Origin of the sequence: Bradyrhizobium sp. SZCCHNR3119, assembly GCF_032487775.1 — a bacterium.
GTDB lineage: Bacteria > Pseudomonadota > Alphaproteobacteria > Rhizobiales > Xanthobacteraceae > Bradyrhizobium.
Genome location: NZ_JAUEUV010000002.1, coordinates 128,079 through 147,000, shown reverse-complemented (window position 1 = coordinate 147,000; position 18,922 = coordinate 128,079). Strand labels below are relative to the sequence as shown.

Sequence of the window (18,922 nt, the reverse complement as noted above, 5' to 3'; positions counted from 1 at the left end):
TCGAGAGGTCGATAGCGCCCATCATGCCCCTGCCCCACCTCTCCCCAGACGGCGCCGATGCGCTGCTGTTCGATCTCGGCCGCGTCCTGATCGATATCGATTTCGCCAAGGCGATGGCCTGCTGGGCGGGCCATGCCGGCTGCGCACCGGACCAGATCGTTGCGCGCTTCGTGCATGACGAGACCTATCATCATCACGAGCGCGGGCAGGTCAGCGACGCCGCGTTCTTCGCCAATCTGCGCGACCTGCTCGGCATTTCCATCACCGATGCGCAGTTTCTGGAGGGCTGGAACGCGATCTTCGTCGGCGAGGTACCGGGCATCGCGCCGCTGCTCGTGCGCGCCTCCGCGAAGCTGCCGCTCTATGTGTTCTCCAACACCAACCGGCCGCATGTGGAGCATTTCTCGCCGCGCTATGCCGAGCTGCTGAGCCATTTCCGCGAGATCTTCCTGTCGTCGTCGATCGGCCTGCGCAAGCCCGATCCGGAAGCGTTCGACCACGTGGTGCAGGCGATCGGCGTGCCGGCCAGGCGCATCGTGTTCTTCGACGATCTCGCGGAGAACGTCGAAGGTGCGCGGGCGCGTGGTCTGCAGGCGGTGCAGGTGCGTTCGTCCGACGATGTCGCCGCGGCGCTCGATGCGCTCGGGATTTAGCTTCGGTCCCATTCGCCGGCTCGTTGGTTCCCCGCTCCCACGCGCTCCGCTGTCTTCGCCCGGCTTGACCGGGCGATCCGGTATCCAGAAATGCCCATGTTCAAGCAGAGAAGCCGCGGTGTACTGGATTGCCCGCCTTCGCGGGCCATGACGACCGAGCCATACAAACGAGACGTACAAAATCCTTCTCGCAACGCATTCGCGCCCGAGTCCCGCCTGTTAGTTCGTCCCTCCTGAAACGAAGGGCGCAGGGAATGCCGCATAGGCGTTAAGGTAGCGCGAGCATCGATTGATACTTGCGTTTTCGAGGAGGCTCGCGAAGGTGGCGCCCCAACGCGCGTTTTCTGCGGCGCAAGCAACGGATGGTTGGTTGTGGAATGATTGCTTGCAGCAAGGATGCAACGAGCTGCTGCAGGACCCGCCAAGCGCCAGGCGTCGTTAAGCGGCCTGCGTCCAGTGGGGAGAGTCCTCGAAGTCGCTGGCAAGCGGCTCGAGCAACAGGATGATCAGGAGGTGGGCCAGCAGGTAGGGCTTGGCAGAGCGCGGATCGGTTCCTGGCGGCGTCTTGAGGCCAATCAGACTCTTCAGTCGCTTGAACCCAAGCTCGATCCGCCATCGCAATCGATAGAGCGCAAGCACATCTTTGGTGGAGAACTCGTCCCGCGCGAGCGACGTGATCAGAATGACCCAATCCGCAGCCTCCAAAGTTTCTTTGGAGATGATGCGGTTTTCATCTTTTGCGTCTTGCCGGGCTTTACGCCGAGAAGCAGCAGCCGCACCGGTGGGCTTCTTGATTGCGACCAGACGCATAGCCAGAGGCGCGCCGCCCTTGCGCTTGATCCAAATCTCCCGATCGACCAGTCCGCGCGCCTTCGCGGCACGCAATTGGGCCATCAGATCGAACGGAAGGCCTTTGGCGTCAAGCCAACGTGCGTTCTTCCAGCCCGCTCGGATCAAAACGTCGGCCCCGGCTTCGCGGACGGCCGCAATGCGGTCAGGTTGCAGATAAGCGCGGTCAGCAATGCGGATCTCGTTCTTGACCACTGGTATCCGGTCAAACGTTTCGCCCTCTTGCTGATCTGTCAGCTCGAAGTGACCAAAGCGCTCATAGGGCAGATCAAATGCGCTATGAACGCGCCAAAGCTCACTGTTCTTGCGCGCAGCCGGTCCCGCCTGAGGCACTGTCGTCGCATCGATGATGCGGATCAGGCGGCCTTGGCTCGCCTTCGGAGCTGCCGCAGCGAGCAAGCCCTCCACCAGCACCGCAAACCAATCACCACATTGACGCAGCCGATAGAACAACGCCACGCTGGTGAGGTCGGCAAGGCCAACAGAAGCCGCCCATGCGGCTGTCGATCTCAGCCCTCTTTCACCCAAACAATAGGCCAGCATCAGCCGAAGTAACGTCACCGCATCTGGAATCTGCCGCCGACGCGCGAAGGCCTTCGTCTGGCGCGCAGTTTTCTCGAGCTGCGCAGCCCCGCCCAGCTGCGCAACCACTCTCGTCCAGTCCTCGTTCAGGAGCGATTCGTCTGCCATCCCCTGTTCGAATCACGGCGGATTCCAACACTCAAGCATAAACTTAACGCCTATGGGGAATGCCGGGTGCTGGCCGCAACCCATGGCCCGCCTGCAACAAAGAAAGCAGGCGGCAGTCACCACAGGTACAGCCGGTCACCGGCATTCCCTGCGCGATGGTCTTAACGCTTATACGCGCTCTCCTCGGTGCACCGGGCTTTCTGGCCACCGTGCGCGACAAAGCGCTCGCGCGCTTTGCGCGGGATACCAGCGTCGGGGTATCAGGACCACGCGACTTCACGTCCGAAAAACACCGTTCGTCCGCACTCAGAGAATGCTTCCGATGTTTTGCGGCCACCGCCTCCCCGCCTCGCGTGTCGTGACGATCGCGCGCAACGCCCCTCCGTGGTGAGGCGGGATATCGACAGACAACCATAATTTCCGAAAAAGCGAAACCAAAATCTTTTTCGCAACGGGACTGGACAGGCCGAGTCGCGTTGAATTCGCTGGCGAAATTCGTGTTTCGGCGCAGATCAAGCTCGCAGTTTCAGATGTCCCGCAATTCTTCGGACAACTGCGCTCCTCGTCTCGAGCAGGACGATGCTTCGCATCGCCAGGGGCGCTCATCGGAACCTCGATCTCGATTCCTAAGCCGATCCGACCGACGCAAAGGCTACTCGCAGGGCGCTTCGCCCGTGAAGGATCAGGCCGTTTCAGGGACGGGCTGCGGCGGGCTGGAGCTTGACCGCGGCAGCGCCGGCGCGATCTGGGTATCGCCGTCACAATGCACGGCATAGAGCAGGCCGAGCGGGTTGCCGTGCTGCTTGAGAAACTCCTGCCTGAGCCCGAGGAAGACTTCGCCGAGCGGCTCGCCGTCGAGGAAGCGCTCGAAGAAGCGCTTTGCCCAGGCTGTCGCAAACAGCGCCGGCGTTTTGCACTCGGTACCGATGACGCCGCGTGCCCCCTTCGCCATGAAATAGGGCACGAAGCCATCATAGAACGCCGGCGACAACTCCGCGGATTCACAGGCATTGATGAACACCAGCGGCTTGCCGCGAAGCAGCTTGCTCGTGGGAGCGTCGAGATTCAGATCACCCAACGTGATCCGCTTATCATCGGTGAGCACGAGGCAAGAGCTGTCGGGGCCGCCAGGGTCATTGAGCCCAGTCGACTGGGCGTGACAGTAGAAATAAAGGATCTGGTCGTCCGTGTTCTCGTTCGCGAGCGCGTGGACGAGTTCGGCGCTCGTGGTGCGCGGTGTCACCCGCACGCTGCCGCGCTCTGTTCTTGCGCTGTCCCAGAACCGATGCTGCTGCGCGACGAAATCGGCGTGCATCTGCCTGTCGATATCGTCGTTCATGTTGATGCTGACGCTGAGCTCCGGCTGATCGCTGGGAATCAGGCAATCGAACACGAGCGGCGTGACCTGCATCGGAATCTGCTCGATGACGTGGCGCATGCCGATGAAATTGTCCCAGTCGAGTTGGGCACCGGTGGCGACATCGCCCACATAAAGCAGGCCCCAGGGAATCGAGGTCGCATCGGCCATCACCTGCAGCGTCAACTGCCGTTTTCGATCGCTCACCAGGCTGCGCAGGAAATTGCCGACGGCTTTGGAGTCTTCTCCAGCGCCCGGGCCGTAGAACAGCTTCTGGAACAACGCCGCGCCGGCACGTGCCATGATCTTCAGCGCAGCATCACGATCGCCGTCGCGAATATCGATCCCGGTCTGGAATACCGGAGTTCCAGCGGCGTTGGTGTAGCTCACCACCTTCATCAGCTCTTGCCGCGCCGTCTCGATCGCCTTGGCGAGATAGTCCGCCGAAAGCGGCAGCCGCGCCCGGCCCCCGACCGGTTTCCAGACCAGGCACTCATAGCCACCGACCGTCGGCATGATCGACAGCCCGACGTCGCGCGGCTTCAGCACGTTGGCGGACGCATAGGGCCGGCCGTGGGCGTCCTTGACCTCCGGCGGAGACACGCTCTGGCCGACATTGATGGTCAGGTCGATCTGCTGGACGAAGTTGCCGTCCTTGTGGATCGTCGCTTTCAGCGCCGAGGGGCCGAGATGCCGGGGCGAGATGTCGAAACGTGCCTTGCGGGACTTCCCTCGTCGCGGCAGCGTGAGTCTCTTGCTCTGCTGATCCGCTGGAATTTCAAAGTCCGAGCTATCGAGCTTGACGGTGAGGACCACCTCAGTGGTGCCTTCAGGAAACAGTTGCTGCTCGGCCAACGGCACCGCAGACGCATCGCGCGGTACAATGTCGACGTCGAAGGCGAAGCTGTACCATTGCCCGGGCTGCAGCGGTGCGTCGAGATCTTCGAAACCGGCATTGACCCAGCGCTGCTGGCCCGGAGGAGCGGCCTTGACCTCCTCCGTCGTCGCGGGAGCGCCGACGTCGTTCTCGATGGAGAAGCTGCCGCTTGTGGATTCGAGGATGTCTTGGATGCCCTTGATCTCGGCCGGACTGGCCGTGAAATTCTTGAAGATGCCTCCTCCGCGCGTGAAATGCTCGGGCTCTAGCGGCCTGGGTGCCGCCACCTGCACCTGCTCCGCCGGCCCTGGCCAGAAGCGGCCTTCAGACCCCCCTTCTTGCTGCTGTTGTTGCTGCTGCTGTTGCTGCTGGCCCTGCGCGTGCTCGAGACCGAGCAGCCCTCCTCCGCCCGCATGCGTCTGCGAGGACACCGTCTGTCCAGCGAGCACCGCCGCCCAGAACAGATGCGCGACCTCCAGATGCGCGATATCGCTATGCGCGCCGGAGAGACCGCCACCATTCTTGATGATCCGGCTCGCCTCGATATTGTAGACGCGTCCCCCCTCGAAATTGTAGGCGAAAGCTGGCGATTGGACCGGCCGATCCGTCGTCAGGGCCGCCTTGGTGCCTCTCATCCCGAACGTGCCGAGGCCGCCATAGGCCGGATATTCCATATCCAGCACGAGTTGGTTCCGCGCCCGCGCGCCGAGCGGATAGAAGAATCCGACCGCCCTGTCATGTTCTGAGCGCGTCGTCACGATCGGGCCGCGCACCAGATCGTTCTGCATGATCCGGCGGAAATAACCCGGCGCATTCTGCGCGGCAGGAACGGCGTCGGCGAACGACCAGAGCGACAGCGCGCCCTGCACCAGGAACAGCGAGTCAACCGGACGGGACAGCGCACCCGCACCGGGCGGTCCGGCGACTGCCGCCGAGACCACGATACAGCCGAAACTATGCCCCATCAGGTGGACGCGCGCCGCCGGTGCGGCGAGCTGCAGCTGCTCCAGGAATGCGTGGGCGCCGCCTTCGCCAAACGCGCGTGCGCGGTCCTTCATCTTCCAGAACGACAGCACGCGGAGCGGCGCCAGCAGAGCATCGCGCAAGCTCTCTCCGACGCCGAGCAGGCCCGCGGCCGTTTCGGCGTTGAGCTCCGCAGCCTCGGCGTGCGCCTCGGCGACGATGGCGGCAGGATCGAAGGCCACCTGGTCGGAGCCCGGAGCGGCGCTCGCGTCGCCGGTCACCAGTCCGGACTCCGCGAAAACAGTCGTATAGGCGTCGCCGAGGGCTGGCGGCAGCGTTGTTGCGCCGAGGTCGGCGCGGGAGGCTTGCAGGATCGAGCGGATCGCGTCGCGCGCGGCTGGCGTGTCCGCGATGCGGGTGGCGTAGAACTCGGTCAGCGCCTCGATCGATGCGCCGGGCTCGCCCTCCCCCAGAAGCATGCCTGCGCCGCCCTGGATCGTCTCGTCCCCGAACGGAAGACTCGGCCAGTGCAGGCCGATGATCAGCGGCTGAAAGCCCGGGCGTTGCGCCAAAACGGCGGTGCGATCCGCTTGATGCGCAGCCACCGCGCCAAGCCATTTGTCGTATTGATCGATCGCGGCGGGGACATCGCCCATCCAGCCGTGGCTCATCATGAACACGTCGGTGATCTGAGCGGCCGGGTCCTTGACGCGCTTCAACACCACATCGCTCAGAAGCGTGCCGTCGGGTTCAGGCCGCTCCCGTCCGCTCTCATCGAAGATGATCAGGCAATATTGCAGGTCCGTGCGGGGAATCTGACGGATGGGCATGGCCGGCTCGGAATTTTGGAGTGGAAATTATTCAAAACAAAAGGCTAAAGGAATTGCCCGAGGTAAATAGTTGCCAAGAATTATACATTCGCATTTTGCGTGTGTTGTAGTGCGCCGGTCCAGTGGTGTCAACGCGACGGCAGGCAGGTTGTCAGTGGCCGATCTACAAGGCGCGCTCGGGCGCGCGCCGGTGTTGCATCGGCGGATTCAATCGGTCCTACTGCAGCTCTGGTGCGGACCGGCGGAGGTGGCGTGCCAGACCGAGGTAAGAGGTGCGTGGATCCACACAGGCATCGTGCCTATCAGTCGTGCTCCACGCTGATCTGAGATTCGGCCGCCAAACCGGCCAGCGACTCCGCCACGGAGTGACGGAGCTCTTCGTCGGACGTATCGGCGGCCTTCCAGATCACGATCCGGGGGGCTTCGCTCCGACCGCTCCAGACCAAGCTGTATTTTCGGACGACCCCACCCGTTTTGAGAGAGTCAAGCGCCTCGGTGAGAGCGTCATTGACAGTGTTAGTCATGATCGCCTCCCAACGGTCAAACATCGTCTCACGAATGTCCGCACGCGACCCGCGGCACACAAGGCGGCCGATACCGCCCGGCGCCTGGCCAAACGTTCACGCGCCGGCTGATGAAACGTGACACGGTCAGCGCGCACGCTGCACGCCGGCGACGTACCGTCGCCACCGCAATGTCCGTTGCGCCGACGTTGATCCGGCCATTCGCGGCCGCGCCAACGTCACGATGAGAGCGGTCCTGCGACCGCGTTCAGCGGCTCGTCGTAATCCGCGACGGCGTCTGGGTCATCCAGATTTCCACCGCCGCGAGGATCGCCACCAGCGCACCGATGACCACATGGACCGCCATGGCTGTCCGGTTCCCTTCGAATCCGAGTACCCACGGGGAAACCAGAACCCACAAGCCGACGATGAGGTTGAGCCACTCTTCCCAGACCGCAAAAGCGGCGAGGGCGGCAATCGCCAGGACTGCGATCACGATGCCGGAGATGACTGCATTCTGGGACAGGTGTCCGGCCTCAAAGCCGAAGATCCAGGGTGAGAACAGGAGGATTGCGCCAAGGATCAGGTTGGCGACGTCGCACAGCTTTGCGTTCAATCTATCCATCATTGCCTCCATCAGGGAGCAACCTACGCGTGTTAACTGAGCAACAGTCCTACGGTTCCGCTGCAACTCCCCAATTCCGCCGGGACGGCTCCAATTCCAGTGTCCGGAGGGACGGGACGTCCCTTACGAGGGGCACACAATAGGCCTGCACGATGCCTGCACGCCTGCCACAGTGCCGGTGCGCACCTCCCGGAACAGCGGGCAGCCCAGCGGAGATGCCGGTGGGGAACATGGCCGCGACGGCGGGCGGAATCCTCGTTCCGCGTGCTGCAAGGTCAATCCGCGGCGGCTTCGCCGTCGCGTCCTTCAGCTTGTCCCTTCGGCGTTGCCGCCTCCGGCCACCAGCATGCGTCGCAACCTGTTCAATCGCTGCTGCCCGTCGGCATTCAGCTTGCCGGCCGCAGCGACGCAGGCTTCCAGCACATCGAGACAGGCGCGCCGTCCCGCTGAGCCCACCAGCGGCAACAACCCCGGCAAGGCCTCGATCGCGGCGCGCTCGTCCACGGCCAGGATCGCCCATTGCTCGCGCAAAGCAGCCTTGAACTCCGAAGGCGGCACTTCCGGATGCGCGAGTAGCAATTGGCGCAAAGAAGCGAAGGTCCTCTTGTCGATCCGACGCTGTGCCCGGCCGATATAGACCAGCATGCGGGCGACGGCATCGACCACGCTTCCCTTTGCGATCCTGTCCCGCAAGCGTTGCTTCTCGGCCTCCGCAGCCGCAAGAACGAAAGGCGACAGCCCCGGCCGGGGCCGCGGCGGACCATCGTCCTGAGAAACACCACAGGCAGCCTGGACCAGCGGCGAGCCATAGACGGCATGAAAGCTGCGCTCGACATGTTCATCGCGCAGTGCACGGAAGAGATCGAGCGCGCCCACCATGGCCTTCGAGAATTGCCGCTGCATGGCGAGAAACGGATTGTCGGCGGAGATGGCGGTGCGTTCTGCCCTGGCGGACTCGGCGAGCGGCGCGACGATCCGCATCATCGGATTCTTGTCCGAGAAGGCCAAATAACCAAGTCGCAGCGGATTGAAATCCAAAACCGCGCGGGCGACCTGCGGACCGCTGACCATCCTGATCCAGGGCTGCACAAAGGTCTGATAGAGGGCGTTATTGATCTCCGAGACCCGCGCGGCTGCGGCGAATTCACGCTCGTCCTGCAGCGTGTTGCAACCCAGCGCGCGGATATCATCGAGCCCACGCGTCTCGATCGACAGATCGTAGCCGCCCTCGGCAGCATCGGTGATCACGATCTCGTAGAGACCGGGCGGCATGGTGTCGATCAGCTCCATGTTGTTGATGAACTCGGCATGGTCCTTCGCAGCAACGCTGGTGCCGACGAAAATCGCCAAATGGCCCGCCTTCGCGTCGATCGTGTAGAAAATCCGCTGACCGAATTCCCGGATCTCGTCGACGCTTTGGTAATTGTCGAGAATCCAGTCCAGTGCCTGCTGCGGCGGCGTGATATTGTCCCCGTGCGAACAGAAGCAGACGATCGGGCTCTTCACCTCGCGGATATCGAGGCGGATGCCGTCGCTGGTGACGATCTGACCGGTCGAGAACTTGTTGCCGATGAAGAGATTGTCGACCATCCACTGCATTTCCTCGCCGCGCAGCACGACGAAATCACCCCACCATTTCTCGAACTTCAGATAGCGCTCCGCCTCCTGCTCCGGATCGGCCCAGACCGTGTATTGCTTCGTCCACAGCGTATTCGCCGGGTTGAGATTGTCGAAATTGGCGACCAGCCAGGCCGCATCGAAGATGCCGTTGCCCATGTCGCTGATCATGCGGTCGAGCCAGCTCCCGCCATACCAGCCGCCGAGATAACGCATGGCATTCTCGCCATGGACTCCCGCCCAGAACGACAGCGGCGCGCCCGCAATCACCATCGGCCCGACCACGTCGGGGCGCATGCAGGCCGCCATCATCGCGTGCCAGCCCGCTTGGCAATTGCCGAACACGAACGGCTTGCCGAGTGCATCGGGATGAAGCTCCGCAACCTTCTCGACGAAGGTGACGAACGCACGCGCAACGTCTTCGATCTGCTGCCCCGGCACCGGCTGTGCCGTAAAGCCTACGAAATAGACCGGATGACCGGCCTTGAACGCCTCGCCAATCTCGCTGATCTGCTTGAAGCCGCCGATCCCCGGCCCCTGCCCGGCCCGCGGATCGATCACGATAACCGGGCGCTTGCGGTCATCGCTCTCGACGCCCTCGGGCGGAATCACGCGCACGAGCCCATAATTGACCGGCCTCGGCAACTCATCACCGCGCATCACCAGTTCGCTGTCGTAGATCAGGACCGAACTCACCTCATGCGCCAGCATCTCCTCGTGCTGGTTGCCGCGCTGGCGCAAGATGTCCAAGAACAGGACCGATCGCTCCCAGGCATCACGGATATAGTCGGTGAGATCGTTCGGTGGAACGGACTGCTGCCAGACGCGCTGGTGCTCCTGCAACCGACTCAACGCTGTCGGCGCCGCTTCCCCGATCTGGCTCGATAGTCGTTCGAGCACTCTCGGTGGCCTCAAAAGTCGAAGAGCGCTCGCATCGGCGATGGACTGGGTCACTGCGTTCTCCATTCGAGGCACGCGGCGGGAATCCCCGCAAGGCTCATATCGGCAAGCGCCGGGTCGTGTCGCAGGGCGCCAGACGCCGAACATCCTATTTGCTGGCGCGCCGTCCCCCGTTGACTGAAATCAACAACCGGCTGCGCCCATCTGTCATCGTCCTTGGAGTTCAAAGTGCCGGCGGGCACGTGCTCGCCGCATCCGCGCGGTACGACAAGGATCGATCATGCTTCCACGACGGAATGCTCTTTTATTGTGCAGCCGAGCGATTCCAGTTTGCCTCATGCTGTCAGTTGCAACATCGCTGCTGCAGGGTTGGGACGGAACGGCCCTGATCGCGACAGCTCGCGCCGACGCGTTCTCGCCCAAACCGATCGAAGATGCGCGGAAGGCGGTGGAGACACTGATCAACCGGCTGCATGGCCGCGATATGCCTGACGGCATCGTCAAGACCAATGGCCGCATCGAAGCGACGCAGGTGGACGTGGCCGCGAAATACCCGGGCCGCCTCGCGACGCTGACGGTCGACGAAGGCGATGAGGTCACGGCCGGCCAAGTGGTCGCCACCATCGCATCACCGGAGACCGAGGCTCTGCTCCGTGCTGCCCAGGCGCAGGTGCTCAGGGCCAAGCAGGCACTGGCGGAAGCGATTGCGCTGATCGCGCAGCGCGAGAGCGACCTGTCATTCGCCAGGACCGATTACGACCGCGGCAAGTCCCTGCTGCAAAGCGGCAATATCGCCCAGCAGGTGGTGGATACGCGGCGCAACAGGTTCGAAGCTGCCGAAGCCGCATATCTGGCCGCCAATGCCCAGCGCGATCAGGCGGAGTCATCGATCAAGGCCGCCGAGGCCGACGTCGACCGCTACCAATCGATGCTGGTCGACATGACGCTCGTCTCGCCACGCAGCGGACGCGTGCAATACCGCCTGGCACGCGCCGGCGAGGTGATCGCCTCCGGCCAGCGCGTCCTCACCATTCTCGATCTCAACGACGTCTATATGACGATCTATCTGCCGGCGGCCCAGGCCGGCCGGCTGACCATCGGCGATCAGGCGCGCGTCATCGCCGATCCGATTCCGGAATACGTGATTCCCGCAAGCATCAGCTTCGTCGCGAGCGACGCCCAGTTCACGCCCAAAAGCGTCGAGACGAGCGAGGAACGCGAGAAGCTGATGTTCCGCGTCAAGCTCCAGATCGATCGGAACGTGTTGGACAAGTATCACAAGTCGGTCAAGACCGGCGTGCGCGGGCTCGGCTTCGTGCGTACCGACCCCAAGATCGTCTGGCCGAGCGAGCTCGAGGTCAAGCTGCCGCAATGACCGAGACCATTGTCGCCAAGGTCGCCCACGTCACGCATCGCTACGGCAAGACGTTTGCGCTCGATGAGCTGAGCCTCGACATTCCCGCCCGTTGCATGGCCGGCCTGATCGGGCCCGACGGCGTCGGCAAATCCACCCTGCTCGCCCTCATCGCCGGCGTGCGCAAGATTCAAACCGGCAAGGTCATGGCGCTCGGCGGCGACATGGCCAATGAAGACCACCGCCGCGCGAGTTACGGCCGCATCGCCTATATGCCGCAGGGCCTGGGCCGCAATCTCTATCCGACACTCAGCGTGTTCGACAATATCGACTTCTTCGGCCGCCTGTTCGGCCAAGGCGCCGCCGAGCGCCGCGCGCGCATCGACGAACTGCTGAAAGCGACCGGCCTCGAACCCTTCGCCGACCGGCCATGCGGCAAGCTCTCCGGTGGCATGAAGCAGAAGGCGAGCCTGTGCTGCTCGTTGATGCATGACCCGGACCTGCTGATCCTCGACGAGCCCACCACCGGCGTGGATCCCTTGTCGCGCCGGCGGTTCTGGGAGCTGATCGACTCGATCCGGCTGCGGCGCCCGCAAATGAGCGTGATCGTCGCCACGGCCTACATGGACGAGGCCAGCCGGTTCGATTGGCTCGCCGCGATGGATGAGGGCAAGGTCATCGCGCACGGTACGCCGAAGGAGATCCTCGCCAAGGCCGACAAGACCACGCTCGACGATGCCTTCATTGCCCTGCTGCCGCCGGAAAAGCGCGCGCAGCATCTGGAGGTCATCGTCCGACCGCGCAGCGAAAGCGACGACCTGACCCCAGCCATCGAAGCTATAGATTTGACGCGCCGGTTCGACGATTTCGTCGCGGTCGACCACGTGAACTTTCGCATCGGGCGCGGCGAGATCTTCGGCTTTCTGGGCTCGAATGGCTGCGGCAAGACCACGACGATGAAGATGATGACCGGCCTGCTGCCGGTCACCGAGGGCTCGGCCAAATTGTTCGGCAAGCCGATGGCGGCTGACGACATGGAAGCGCGGCATAATGTCGGTTACATGTCGCAGGCATTCTCGCTCTACAGCGAGCTGACCGTCCGGCAAAACCTCGAGCTCCATGCGCACCTCTACCACCTGCCGTCGAACGAGATCGACGACAGGATCAAGGAGCTGCTGGAGCGCTATGAACTCGCGGATGTGGTGGACGCCAAGCCGGAAAGCCTGCCGCTCGGCGTCAAGCAGCGACTGCAGCTTGCGGTGGCGGTCCTGCATCGTCCGGCGATGCTGATTCTCGATGAGCCGACGTCGGGCGTCGATCCGGTGGCGCGCGACGCGTTCTGGCGCACGCTGATCGACCTCTCCCGCAACGATGGCGTCACCATCTTTCTCTCGACCCACTTCATGAACGAGGCCGAACGCTGCGACCGTATCTCGCTGATGCATCAAGGGCGGGTGCTTGCGGTTGGCGCGCCGAAGGAGCTGACCAAGGCGCGTGGCAAGGACTCGCTGGAAGATGCTTTCATCTCCTACCTCGAGGAAGCCGCCGAAGGCGAGGAGAGCAACATCGCGCCGACGCCGCAAGCACACGCTGATGCAAGTTCGCCTGCCCCCAGGCCAGGGCAACCGGCCAGGGTCAAGCGATTTGACGCGGGACGGATGTGGGCCTATGCGCGGCGCGAAACGATGGAGCTGATCCGAGATCCGATCCGGCTCGCCTTTGCTTTCGTCGGTCCGCTCGTTCTGATGCTCGCCATGGGCTTCGGCATCACCTTCGATGTCGAGAACCTGAAATATGCAGCCTTCGACCAGGACCAGACGCCGGAAAGCCGCCGGCTGCTCGAAAGCTTCTCCGGTTCACATTACTTCTCCGAACAGCCTCCGGTCAGTTCGTCGGCCGAGCTGGACCAGCGCATGCGGAGCGGCGAACTCGCCGTCGTCGTCGAGATCCCATCCGGCTTCGGCCGCGATTTGGCCGCCCTGCGCGCGCCCGAGGCTGCCTTCTGGATCGACGGCGCCATGCCCTTTCGGGGCGAGACCGCGAAGGGCTATGTCAACGGCCTGCTGCTTCGCTACGCGCAGGAACTCGCGACCGAGCGCCTCGGTCCCAACGCCCTCTCCAGCCCGTATCTCGGAAGCGTGCACATCGAAAATCGCTTCCGCTACAATCAGGCGTTCAAAAGCGTCTTCAGCATGGTTCCGAGCGTCGTCGTGATCATGCTGGTCTTGATCCCGGCGGTCATGGCGACCATCGGTGTCGTCCGCGAAAAGGAAACCGGCTCGATCGCCAATTTCCGCTCGACGCCCGTCAGCAAATTCGAATTCCTGATGGGCAAGCAATTTCCCTACGTGATCGTCGGGATGCTGACCTTCGTCCTGTTGGTGCTGATGGCGCGGATCGTGTTCCACGTGCCGGTCAAAGGATCGTTCGGCGCCCTCGCTCTCGGATCCCTGCTTTATGTCTTCGCGACCTGCGGCTTCGGACAATTCATCTCGAGTTTCACCCGGACCCAGGTCGCAGCGGTGTTCGCGACCACGATCCTCGCCATCATCCCGGTCGTGAATTTCTCGGGTCTGCTCGTCCCGGTCTCATCCCTCACCGGCCAGGGGCGCCTGATCGGGCTGATCTTTCCGGCCGCCTGGTTTCAGCCGATCAGTGTCGGCACCTTCACCAAAGGTCTCAGCTATTCCGATCTCGGCTTCAACATGCTGATCCTCGTGATGTTCGCAGTCGGCTTCTTCGGCGCGGCTCACATCCTGCTGCAGAAACAGGAGAACTGAGATGTCGGCAGGCGAAACAGAGGCCTCGCGGCGACCGCCGACACTGGTGCAGCGGGCTCGAACGAGCCGGCTGGCCAGGCTGCGGCTGCACCTGGCCAACATCTACCGATTGACGATCAAGGAGCTTCGCAGCTTTCGCTCCGACCCGGTCATGCTGTTGCTTGTCGCCTACGCCTTCACGATCGCGATCTACGCCGCCGCCACCGGCGCCTCCACGGAAGCGAAAAATCTTTCGGTCGGCATCGTCGACGAAGACCATTCCGATCTGTCGCGCCGGATCGCCGACGGCCTCACCCCACCGACCTTCAAGCCCGCGATCGCGCTCAATGCGAGCGAGATCGATGCAGCGATGAACTCGCAGCGCGTTATTTTCGTGATCGAGATCCCGCCACGATTCCAGGCCGATATCCTCGCCGGTCGGCAGCCCTCGGTCCAGATCGACGTCGATGCCACGGCGGCGGCCCAGGCGTTCAACGGCATGACTTATATCCAGAATGTCATCACCGACTACGTGACGCAGTTCGTCACGGGGCGCGAAGCGAATTTCGGCGCGCTGCTCAAGACGGTGACGGAGGTCAAGTTCAATCCGAACCTGAAATCGAGCTGGTTCACCGCGGTCATGCAGGTCATCAGCAACCTCACCATGATCACGGTCATGCTCAGCGGCGCCGCGCTCATTCGCGAACGCGAGCAAGGCACGGTCGAGCATCTTCTGGTGATGCCGGTGGTTCCATCCGAGATCATGCTCTCCAAGATCCTGGCCAACGGCATCGTCATCGTCGCCTCGGCCGCTCTGTCGCTGGCGATCGTCGTCGAATGGTGGTTGCAGGTGCCGGTCTCTGGATCGCGGCTGCTCTTCCTGGGCGGAGCCTGCTTCTACGTGTTCACCGTTGCGGCGCTCGGGATCGCGCTTGGAACGGTGGCCTCGACCATGGCACAGTTCGGCTTGCTGTCGATCCCGGTCCTGCTGGTGATGGTGCTGCTGTCGGGCAGCACGACCCCGCTCGAAAGCATGCCGGTGTGGCTGCAATATCTGATGAAGTTCATCAGCCCGACACCGCATTTCGTGATCTTCTCGCAGGACGTGCTATACCGCGGCGCGGACGCCTCGATCGTCTGGCCGGAGATTCTGATCACAGCGGTGATCGGCGGCGTCTTCTTCGGACTTGCGCTGTATCGTTTCCGCCGTGTCATTTTCAACGGCTGACTCTGATTCCAGATCTGCAGAGCGCGCCGATCCGCGTCGACCACGACAAGACGAGCGATCGACGCACTCCGCTTCTGCAGACTACCCCCGACGAGGCAGGCTCTAACTGGAAGGCGATCAAGGAACGATCAGACGTTCAGGTTCATCCAGATGGATTTTGGCTCGGTGAAATTCTCCAGCGCCGCTGTCCCATGCTCCCGACCGAGCCCGGAATCGCGATCGCCGCCCCACGGCAGCCGTACGTCGGTGTAGCCATAGGTGTTGATCCACACCGTGCCCGCCCGCACCCGCTTGGCAAACCGTTGCACCCGGCCCATGTCACGGCTCCAGACGCCAGCCGCCAGGCTGTAAGCGGTGCCGTTTGCGATCCTGAGCGCATCCGCCTCGTCCGTGAACTTGATGACGCTGACGACGGGACCGAAGATTTCCTCCTGCGAGATCCGCATCTCATGCGTGACGCCGGCAAACACGGCGGGACTGATGAAATAGCCACGGCCGGCGGCACGCTCGCCACCTGTCACCAGCGAAGCGCCTTCCTTCTGTCCGATGTCGACATAATCGAGGATCGTCTGCATCTGACGTTCGGAGATCACCGGGCCGAGCGAGCTGGCGCGATCGAGCGGATCGCCGATCCGCAAGGCGTTCGCCCGCGCCGCCAGCCGCGCGACCACCTCGTCATAGACGCCTTCCTGCGCGAGCACGCGCGATCCGGCCGAGCAGACCTGCCCGGTGTTGAAGAAAATGCCGCTGGCGGCCGCCTTCGACGCCGCGTCCAGGTCGGCATCGTCGAAGATGACGTTGGCCGATTTCCCGCCGAGCTCAAGCGAGACACGTTTGAAGTTGCCGGCGGCGCCCTTCATGATGCCGCGGCCGACGCCGGGCGATCCGGTGAAAGTCACCTTGTCGACATCGGGATGATTGACCAGGGCTTCGCCCACGGTGCGGCCGGGCCCGGTGACGATGTTGAGCACGCCGGACGGCAGGCCCGCCTCCAGCGCGAGCTCACCAATCCGCAGTGCCGATAGCGACGTCAGCTCCGCCGGCTTCATCACGACGGTGCAGCCGCAGGCCAGCGCCGGCGCGAGCTTCCACATGCCGATCATGAGCGGGAAATTCCACGGCACGATCGCAGCCACCACACCGACGGGTTCGCGCACGGTGTAGGTCAGCGCATCGTCGCGCGTGGAGATGACGTCGCCGCTGATCTTGTCGGCCCAGCCCGCATAATACGTCAGAGTGTCGAGCGCAGCAGGAAGGTCCTGACGCAGGATCGCCGCGATCGGCTTGCCGGCATCGAGGCTCTCCAGCTCGACGATCTCATCGGCATGGTCGCGGAGCAGCTGCGCCCATCTGAGCAGGATGTTGCCGCGCTCGGCAGCCCGCATCGTGCGCCACGGTCCCTCGAAGGCCCGCCGTGCAGCCGCCACGGCGCGATCGACGTCCGCCGCGTTGCCCTCGGCGATCGTCGCAATGACCTCCTCGGTCGCCGGATTGAGCGATTTGAACGTCCGCCCGGACAATGACGGCACCTGGCGCCCATCGATCAACAGCTGAAGCGGCCTTGCAAGATAAGCCGCAGCGCTCGATTCCCGGTCGTAATCATATGCAGTCGACATCATATTCCCTCCGTATCTTGTATGCCAAGGTAGGAAGAAATATGAGATCGTAAATATGATATGTTCTGCCTATGGCGGCCGGAACATATGAACTCGCCTTCATAACAGAGGCTCAGCAATGCTGCGGATTACGATTGAGCCCGTCTGGCGGTTTCACAAGGAGGAGAGTCCGCAGAGCATCGTCGTGATGCTCGGCGTTCTCAGCGAGATCGGGAAGACCGGCAAGATCACCAGCGCCGCCAATGACGCGCATCTCTCCTATCGGCATGTGTGGAATCTGATCGAGCAATGGTCCGATTTCTTTGGCGTGCCGCTGGTCGAGACGCGTCGTGGCAAGGGATCGAGACTGACCGCTTTCGGCGAGAAACTGGTCTGGGCCGGCGAACGGATGCAGGCGAGGCTCGGTCCGCAATTGGAGAACCTCGCGCAGGAGCTGGCGACCGAGATCAAGCCGTTCCTGCAGCAGCGTCCCTCGGTAATCCGCGTGCATGCCAGCCATGGCTTTGCCGTGGCCAAGCTGCGAGAACTGCTCGACCGCGAGCCCGGCATCGGCGTCGACCTGCGCTATGTCAGCAGCCAATATTCCCTGGCCTCGCTGGCCCAGGGGGCCTGCGACCTGTCGGGCCTCCACCTGCCGCGCGGCGAGCTGCGCGCACAAGGGATCCAGGCCTGCCGGGAATGGCTCGATCCGAGGCACGACCGCGTCATCAGCTTCGTGACCCGCGAGATGGGATTGATGGTCAAGCGCGGCAATCCGCTCGACATCCGCGCGCTCCCCGACCTCGCGGATGGCAAGGCCCGCTTCGTCAATCGCGATCACGATTCCGGAACGCGGCTGCTGTTCGACCAGTTGCTGGCATCACATGGACTTGACGAGACCCGCATCAACGGCGCGCAGCAGATCGAGTTTACCCACGCCGCCGTGGCCGCCTATGTCGCAAGCGGCATGGCGGACGCGTGCTTCGGCGTCGAGGCCGCCGCCCGGCAGTTCGGGCTCGATTTCATCCGCGTCCTGACCGAGGATTATTTCTTCGTCTGCCGCCAGTCCTTCCTCGACACCGAGCCGATGCGCCGCGTGATCGAGCTGATGAAAGGCCGCGAATTCCACGAGGCGATCGCCGCACTGCCCGGTTATCAGCCCGCCGAGACCGGGTCGGTCCATACCGTGCGCGAGTTTCTCGACCGCGTCGACACCGGGGCATAGCCCTGCCCCACCGGGAGCGGACTGGACGGAGCGCGCTTCTCCGCGTTATATTCACGTTCATACAACGTAAGCCGTCAAGCAGCGTACAGCAGCGCCGTACCGAGGAGCGAATCTCCTGATGATCCATTCTCGTCGCTCCGCGGTGGCCCTTCGTCATGTTGCATTCGAGGATCTTGGCCTGCTCGCGCCGATCATGGAGCGCAACGGCTGGGATGTCTCCTTCTGTGAGGCCACGGTCGAAGACCTGACACATGCCTCGATCAGGGATGCCGACCTCATGATCGTGCTGGGCGGACCGATCGGGGTCTACGAGACGGAGAGCTATCCGTTCCTGACCGACGAGATCGCGCTCGTGGAACACAGATTGAAGCGGAACCTTCCGACGCTCGGCATTTGCCTCGGCAGCCAGATCATGGCGCGCGCGCTCGGGGCCCGCGTGCACAAGGGCCCGGTCAAGGAGATCGGCTGGGGCAAGGTCGAACTGACCAAGGAAGGCGCATTGTCGTGCCTGAAGGGACTGCAGGACGGCAGCGCCGTCGTTCTACACTGGCACGGCGACACCTTCGAGCTACCGCCAGAGGCCGTACGGCTCGCGTTCAACGAAAATTATGAAAATCAGGCGTTCGCTTACGGCCAACATGCGCTCGCCCTGCAATTCCACCTTGAAGCCGATCCGCGACAACTCGAAGAATGGTACGTCGGCCATGCCGTCGAACTTGCTGCCGCCAATATCGCGGTGACGGATCTGCGCGCGCAAACACAGCGCCACCGTGCCGGCCTTCTCGCGCAAGCCGAACGGGTCTTCGGCCAATGGCTGCATCAGATCGCGCCGATCGAGAGCTTCCGCCTTCCGAGGGTCGAGGCGTGAAGCCATCGCCAAGTCGAAACCGTGGCCTC

At 63.2% G+C, this 18,922-nt stretch carries 12 protein-coding genes; 6 read left to right on the top strand and 6 right to left on the bottom strand.

Features of this window, described 5'->3' with window-relative positions; genetic code table 11:
* Window positions 1-23 precede the first annotated feature (23 nt).
* Window positions 24-653: an HAD-IA family hydrolase gene (locus tag QX034_RS27945; protein ID WP_315704176.1), complete on the top strand. Its 630-nt coding sequence runs from the start codon at window positions 24-26 to the stop codon at window positions 651-653.
* 438 nt (window positions 654-1,091) lie between these two features.
* On the opposite strand, the gene QX034_RS27940 is transcribed toward QX034_RS27945, so the two are convergent.
* The 5 genes from QX034_RS27940 to QX034_RS27920 form a co-directional block, all read right to left on the bottom strand.
* A complete protein-coding gene (locus QX034_RS27940) occupies window positions 1,092-2,192 on the bottom strand; it encodes an IS4 family transposase (RefSeq protein ID WP_315701243.1) in 1,101 nt (366 codons plus the stop codon).
* Window positions 2,193-2,874: 682 nt separating this feature from the next.
* Complete coding sequence (locus tag QX034_RS27935) at window positions 2,875-6,219, bottom strand: CHAT domain-containing protein (RefSeq protein ID WP_316196162.1); 3,345 nt, start codon at window positions 6,217-6,219, stop codon at window positions 2,875-2,877.
* Window positions 6,220-6,521: 302 nt separating this feature from the next.
* Window positions 6,522-6,743 (bottom strand): hypothetical protein, encoded by a 222-nt coding sequence (locus tag QX034_RS27930; RefSeq protein WP_315744458.1) that lies wholly within the window; start codon window positions 6,741-6,743, stop codon window positions 6,522-6,524.
* 247 nt (window positions 6,744-6,990) lie between these two features.
* The gene (locus tag QX034_RS27925; RefSeq protein WP_409977502.1) at window positions 6,991-7,347 is read right to left on the bottom strand and encodes an SPW repeat protein; all 357 of its coding nucleotides are present in this window, start codon (window positions 7,345-7,347) and stop codon (window positions 6,991-6,993) included.
* A 306-nt stretch (window positions 7,348-7,653) separates the two neighbouring features.
* Complete coding sequence (locus QX034_RS27920) at window positions 7,654-9,918, bottom strand: DUF3141 domain-containing protein (RefSeq protein WP_316196160.1); 2,265 nt, start codon at window positions 9,916-9,918, stop codon at window positions 7,654-7,656.
* A gap of 283 nt (window positions 9,919-10,201) precedes the next feature.
* Between QX034_RS27920 and QX034_RS27915 the strand changes: the two genes are divergently transcribed.
* From QX034_RS27915 to QX034_RS27905, 3 genes are read left to right on the top strand one after another with little or no spacing between them, the layout of a single operon-like run.
* Window positions 10,202-11,239 (top strand): HlyD family secretion protein, encoded by a 1,038-nt coding sequence (locus tag QX034_RS27915; RefSeq protein ID WP_315704179.1) that lies wholly within the window; start codon window positions 10,202-10,204, stop codon window positions 11,237-11,239.
* Entirely contained in the window at window positions 11,236-13,998 is a 2,763-nt protein-coding gene (gene rbbA / locus QX034_RS27910; protein WP_316196158.1) for a ribosome-associated ATPase/putative transporter RbbA, read from the top strand. The genes QX034_RS27915 and rbbA overlap by 4 nt, the downstream gene beginning before the upstream one ends.
* 1 nt (window position 13,999) lies before the next feature.
* Window positions 14,000-15,205, top strand: a complete 1,206-nt coding sequence (locus QX034_RS27905) for an ABC transporter permease (RefSeq protein ID WP_315704181.1) — start codon at window positions 14,000-14,002, stop codon at window positions 15,203-15,205.
* A 128-nt stretch (window positions 15,206-15,333) separates the two neighbouring features.
* On the opposite strand, the gene QX034_RS27900 is transcribed toward QX034_RS27905, so the two are convergent.
* On the bottom strand, window positions 15,334-16,821 hold the full coding sequence (locus QX034_RS27900) for an aldehyde dehydrogenase family protein (protein ID WP_316196157.1): 1,488 nt from the start codon (window positions 16,819-16,821) through the stop codon (window positions 15,334-15,336).
* Window positions 16,822-16,939: 118 nt separating this feature from the next.
* Between QX034_RS27900 and QX034_RS27895 the strand changes: the two genes are divergently transcribed.
* Window positions 16,940-18,025 (top strand): substrate-binding domain-containing protein, encoded by a 1,086-nt coding sequence (locus QX034_RS27895; RefSeq protein WP_315728937.1) that lies wholly within the window; start codon window positions 16,940-16,942, stop codon window positions 18,023-18,025.
* A gap of 118 nt (window positions 18,026-18,143) precedes the next feature.
* The gene (locus tag QX034_RS27890) at window positions 18,144-18,893 is read left to right on the top strand and encodes a glutamine amidotransferase (protein ID WP_315728936.1); all 750 of its coding nucleotides are present in this window, start codon (window positions 18,144-18,146) and stop codon (window positions 18,891-18,893) included.
* Window positions 18,894-18,922: the final 29 nt, after the last annotated feature.

Bases quoted from the DNA above. Each gene is read 5' to 3' on its own strand.
- QX034_RS27890 (WP_315728936.1), top strand. From the start codon at position 18,144: ATGATCCATTCTCGTCGCTCCGCGGTGGCCCTTCGTCATGTTGCATTC.
- QX034_RS27935 (WP_316196162.1), bottom strand. From the start codon at position 6,219: ATGCCCATCCGTCAGATTCCCCGCACGGACCTGCAATATTGCCTGATC.
- QX034_RS27905 (WP_315704181.1), top strand. From the start codon at position 14,000: ATGTCGGCAGGCGAAACAGAGGCCTCGCGGCGACCGCCGACACTGGTG.
- rbbA (WP_316196158.1), top strand. From the start codon at position 11,236: ATGACCGAGACCATTGTCGCCAAGGTCGCCCACGTCACGCATCGCTAC.
- QX034_RS27925 (WP_409977502.1), bottom strand. From the start codon at position 7,347: ATGGATAGATTGAACGCAAAGCTGTGCGACGTCGCCAACCTGATCCTT.
- QX034_RS27945 (WP_315704176.1), top strand. From the start codon at position 24: ATGCCCCTGCCCCACCTCTCCCCAGACGGCGCCGATGCGCTGCTGTTC.
- QX034_RS27930 (WP_315744458.1), bottom strand. From the start codon at position 6,743: ATGACTAACACTGTCAATGACGCTCTCACCGAGGCGCTTGACTCTCTC.
- QX034_RS27940 (WP_315701243.1), bottom strand. From the start codon at position 2,192: ATGGCAGACGAATCGCTCCTGAACGAGGACTGGACGAGAGTGGTTGCG.
- QX034_RS27900 (WP_316196157.1), bottom strand. From the start codon at position 16,821: ATGTCGACTGCATATGATTACGACCGGGAATCGAGCGCTGCGGCTTAT.
- QX034_RS27895 (WP_315728937.1), top strand. From the start codon at position 16,940: ATGCTGCGGATTACGATTGAGCCCGTCTGGCGGTTTCACAAGGAGGAG.
- QX034_RS27915 (WP_315704179.1), top strand. From the start codon at position 10,202: ATGCTGTCAGTTGCAACATCGCTGCTGCAGGGTTGGGACGGAACGGCC.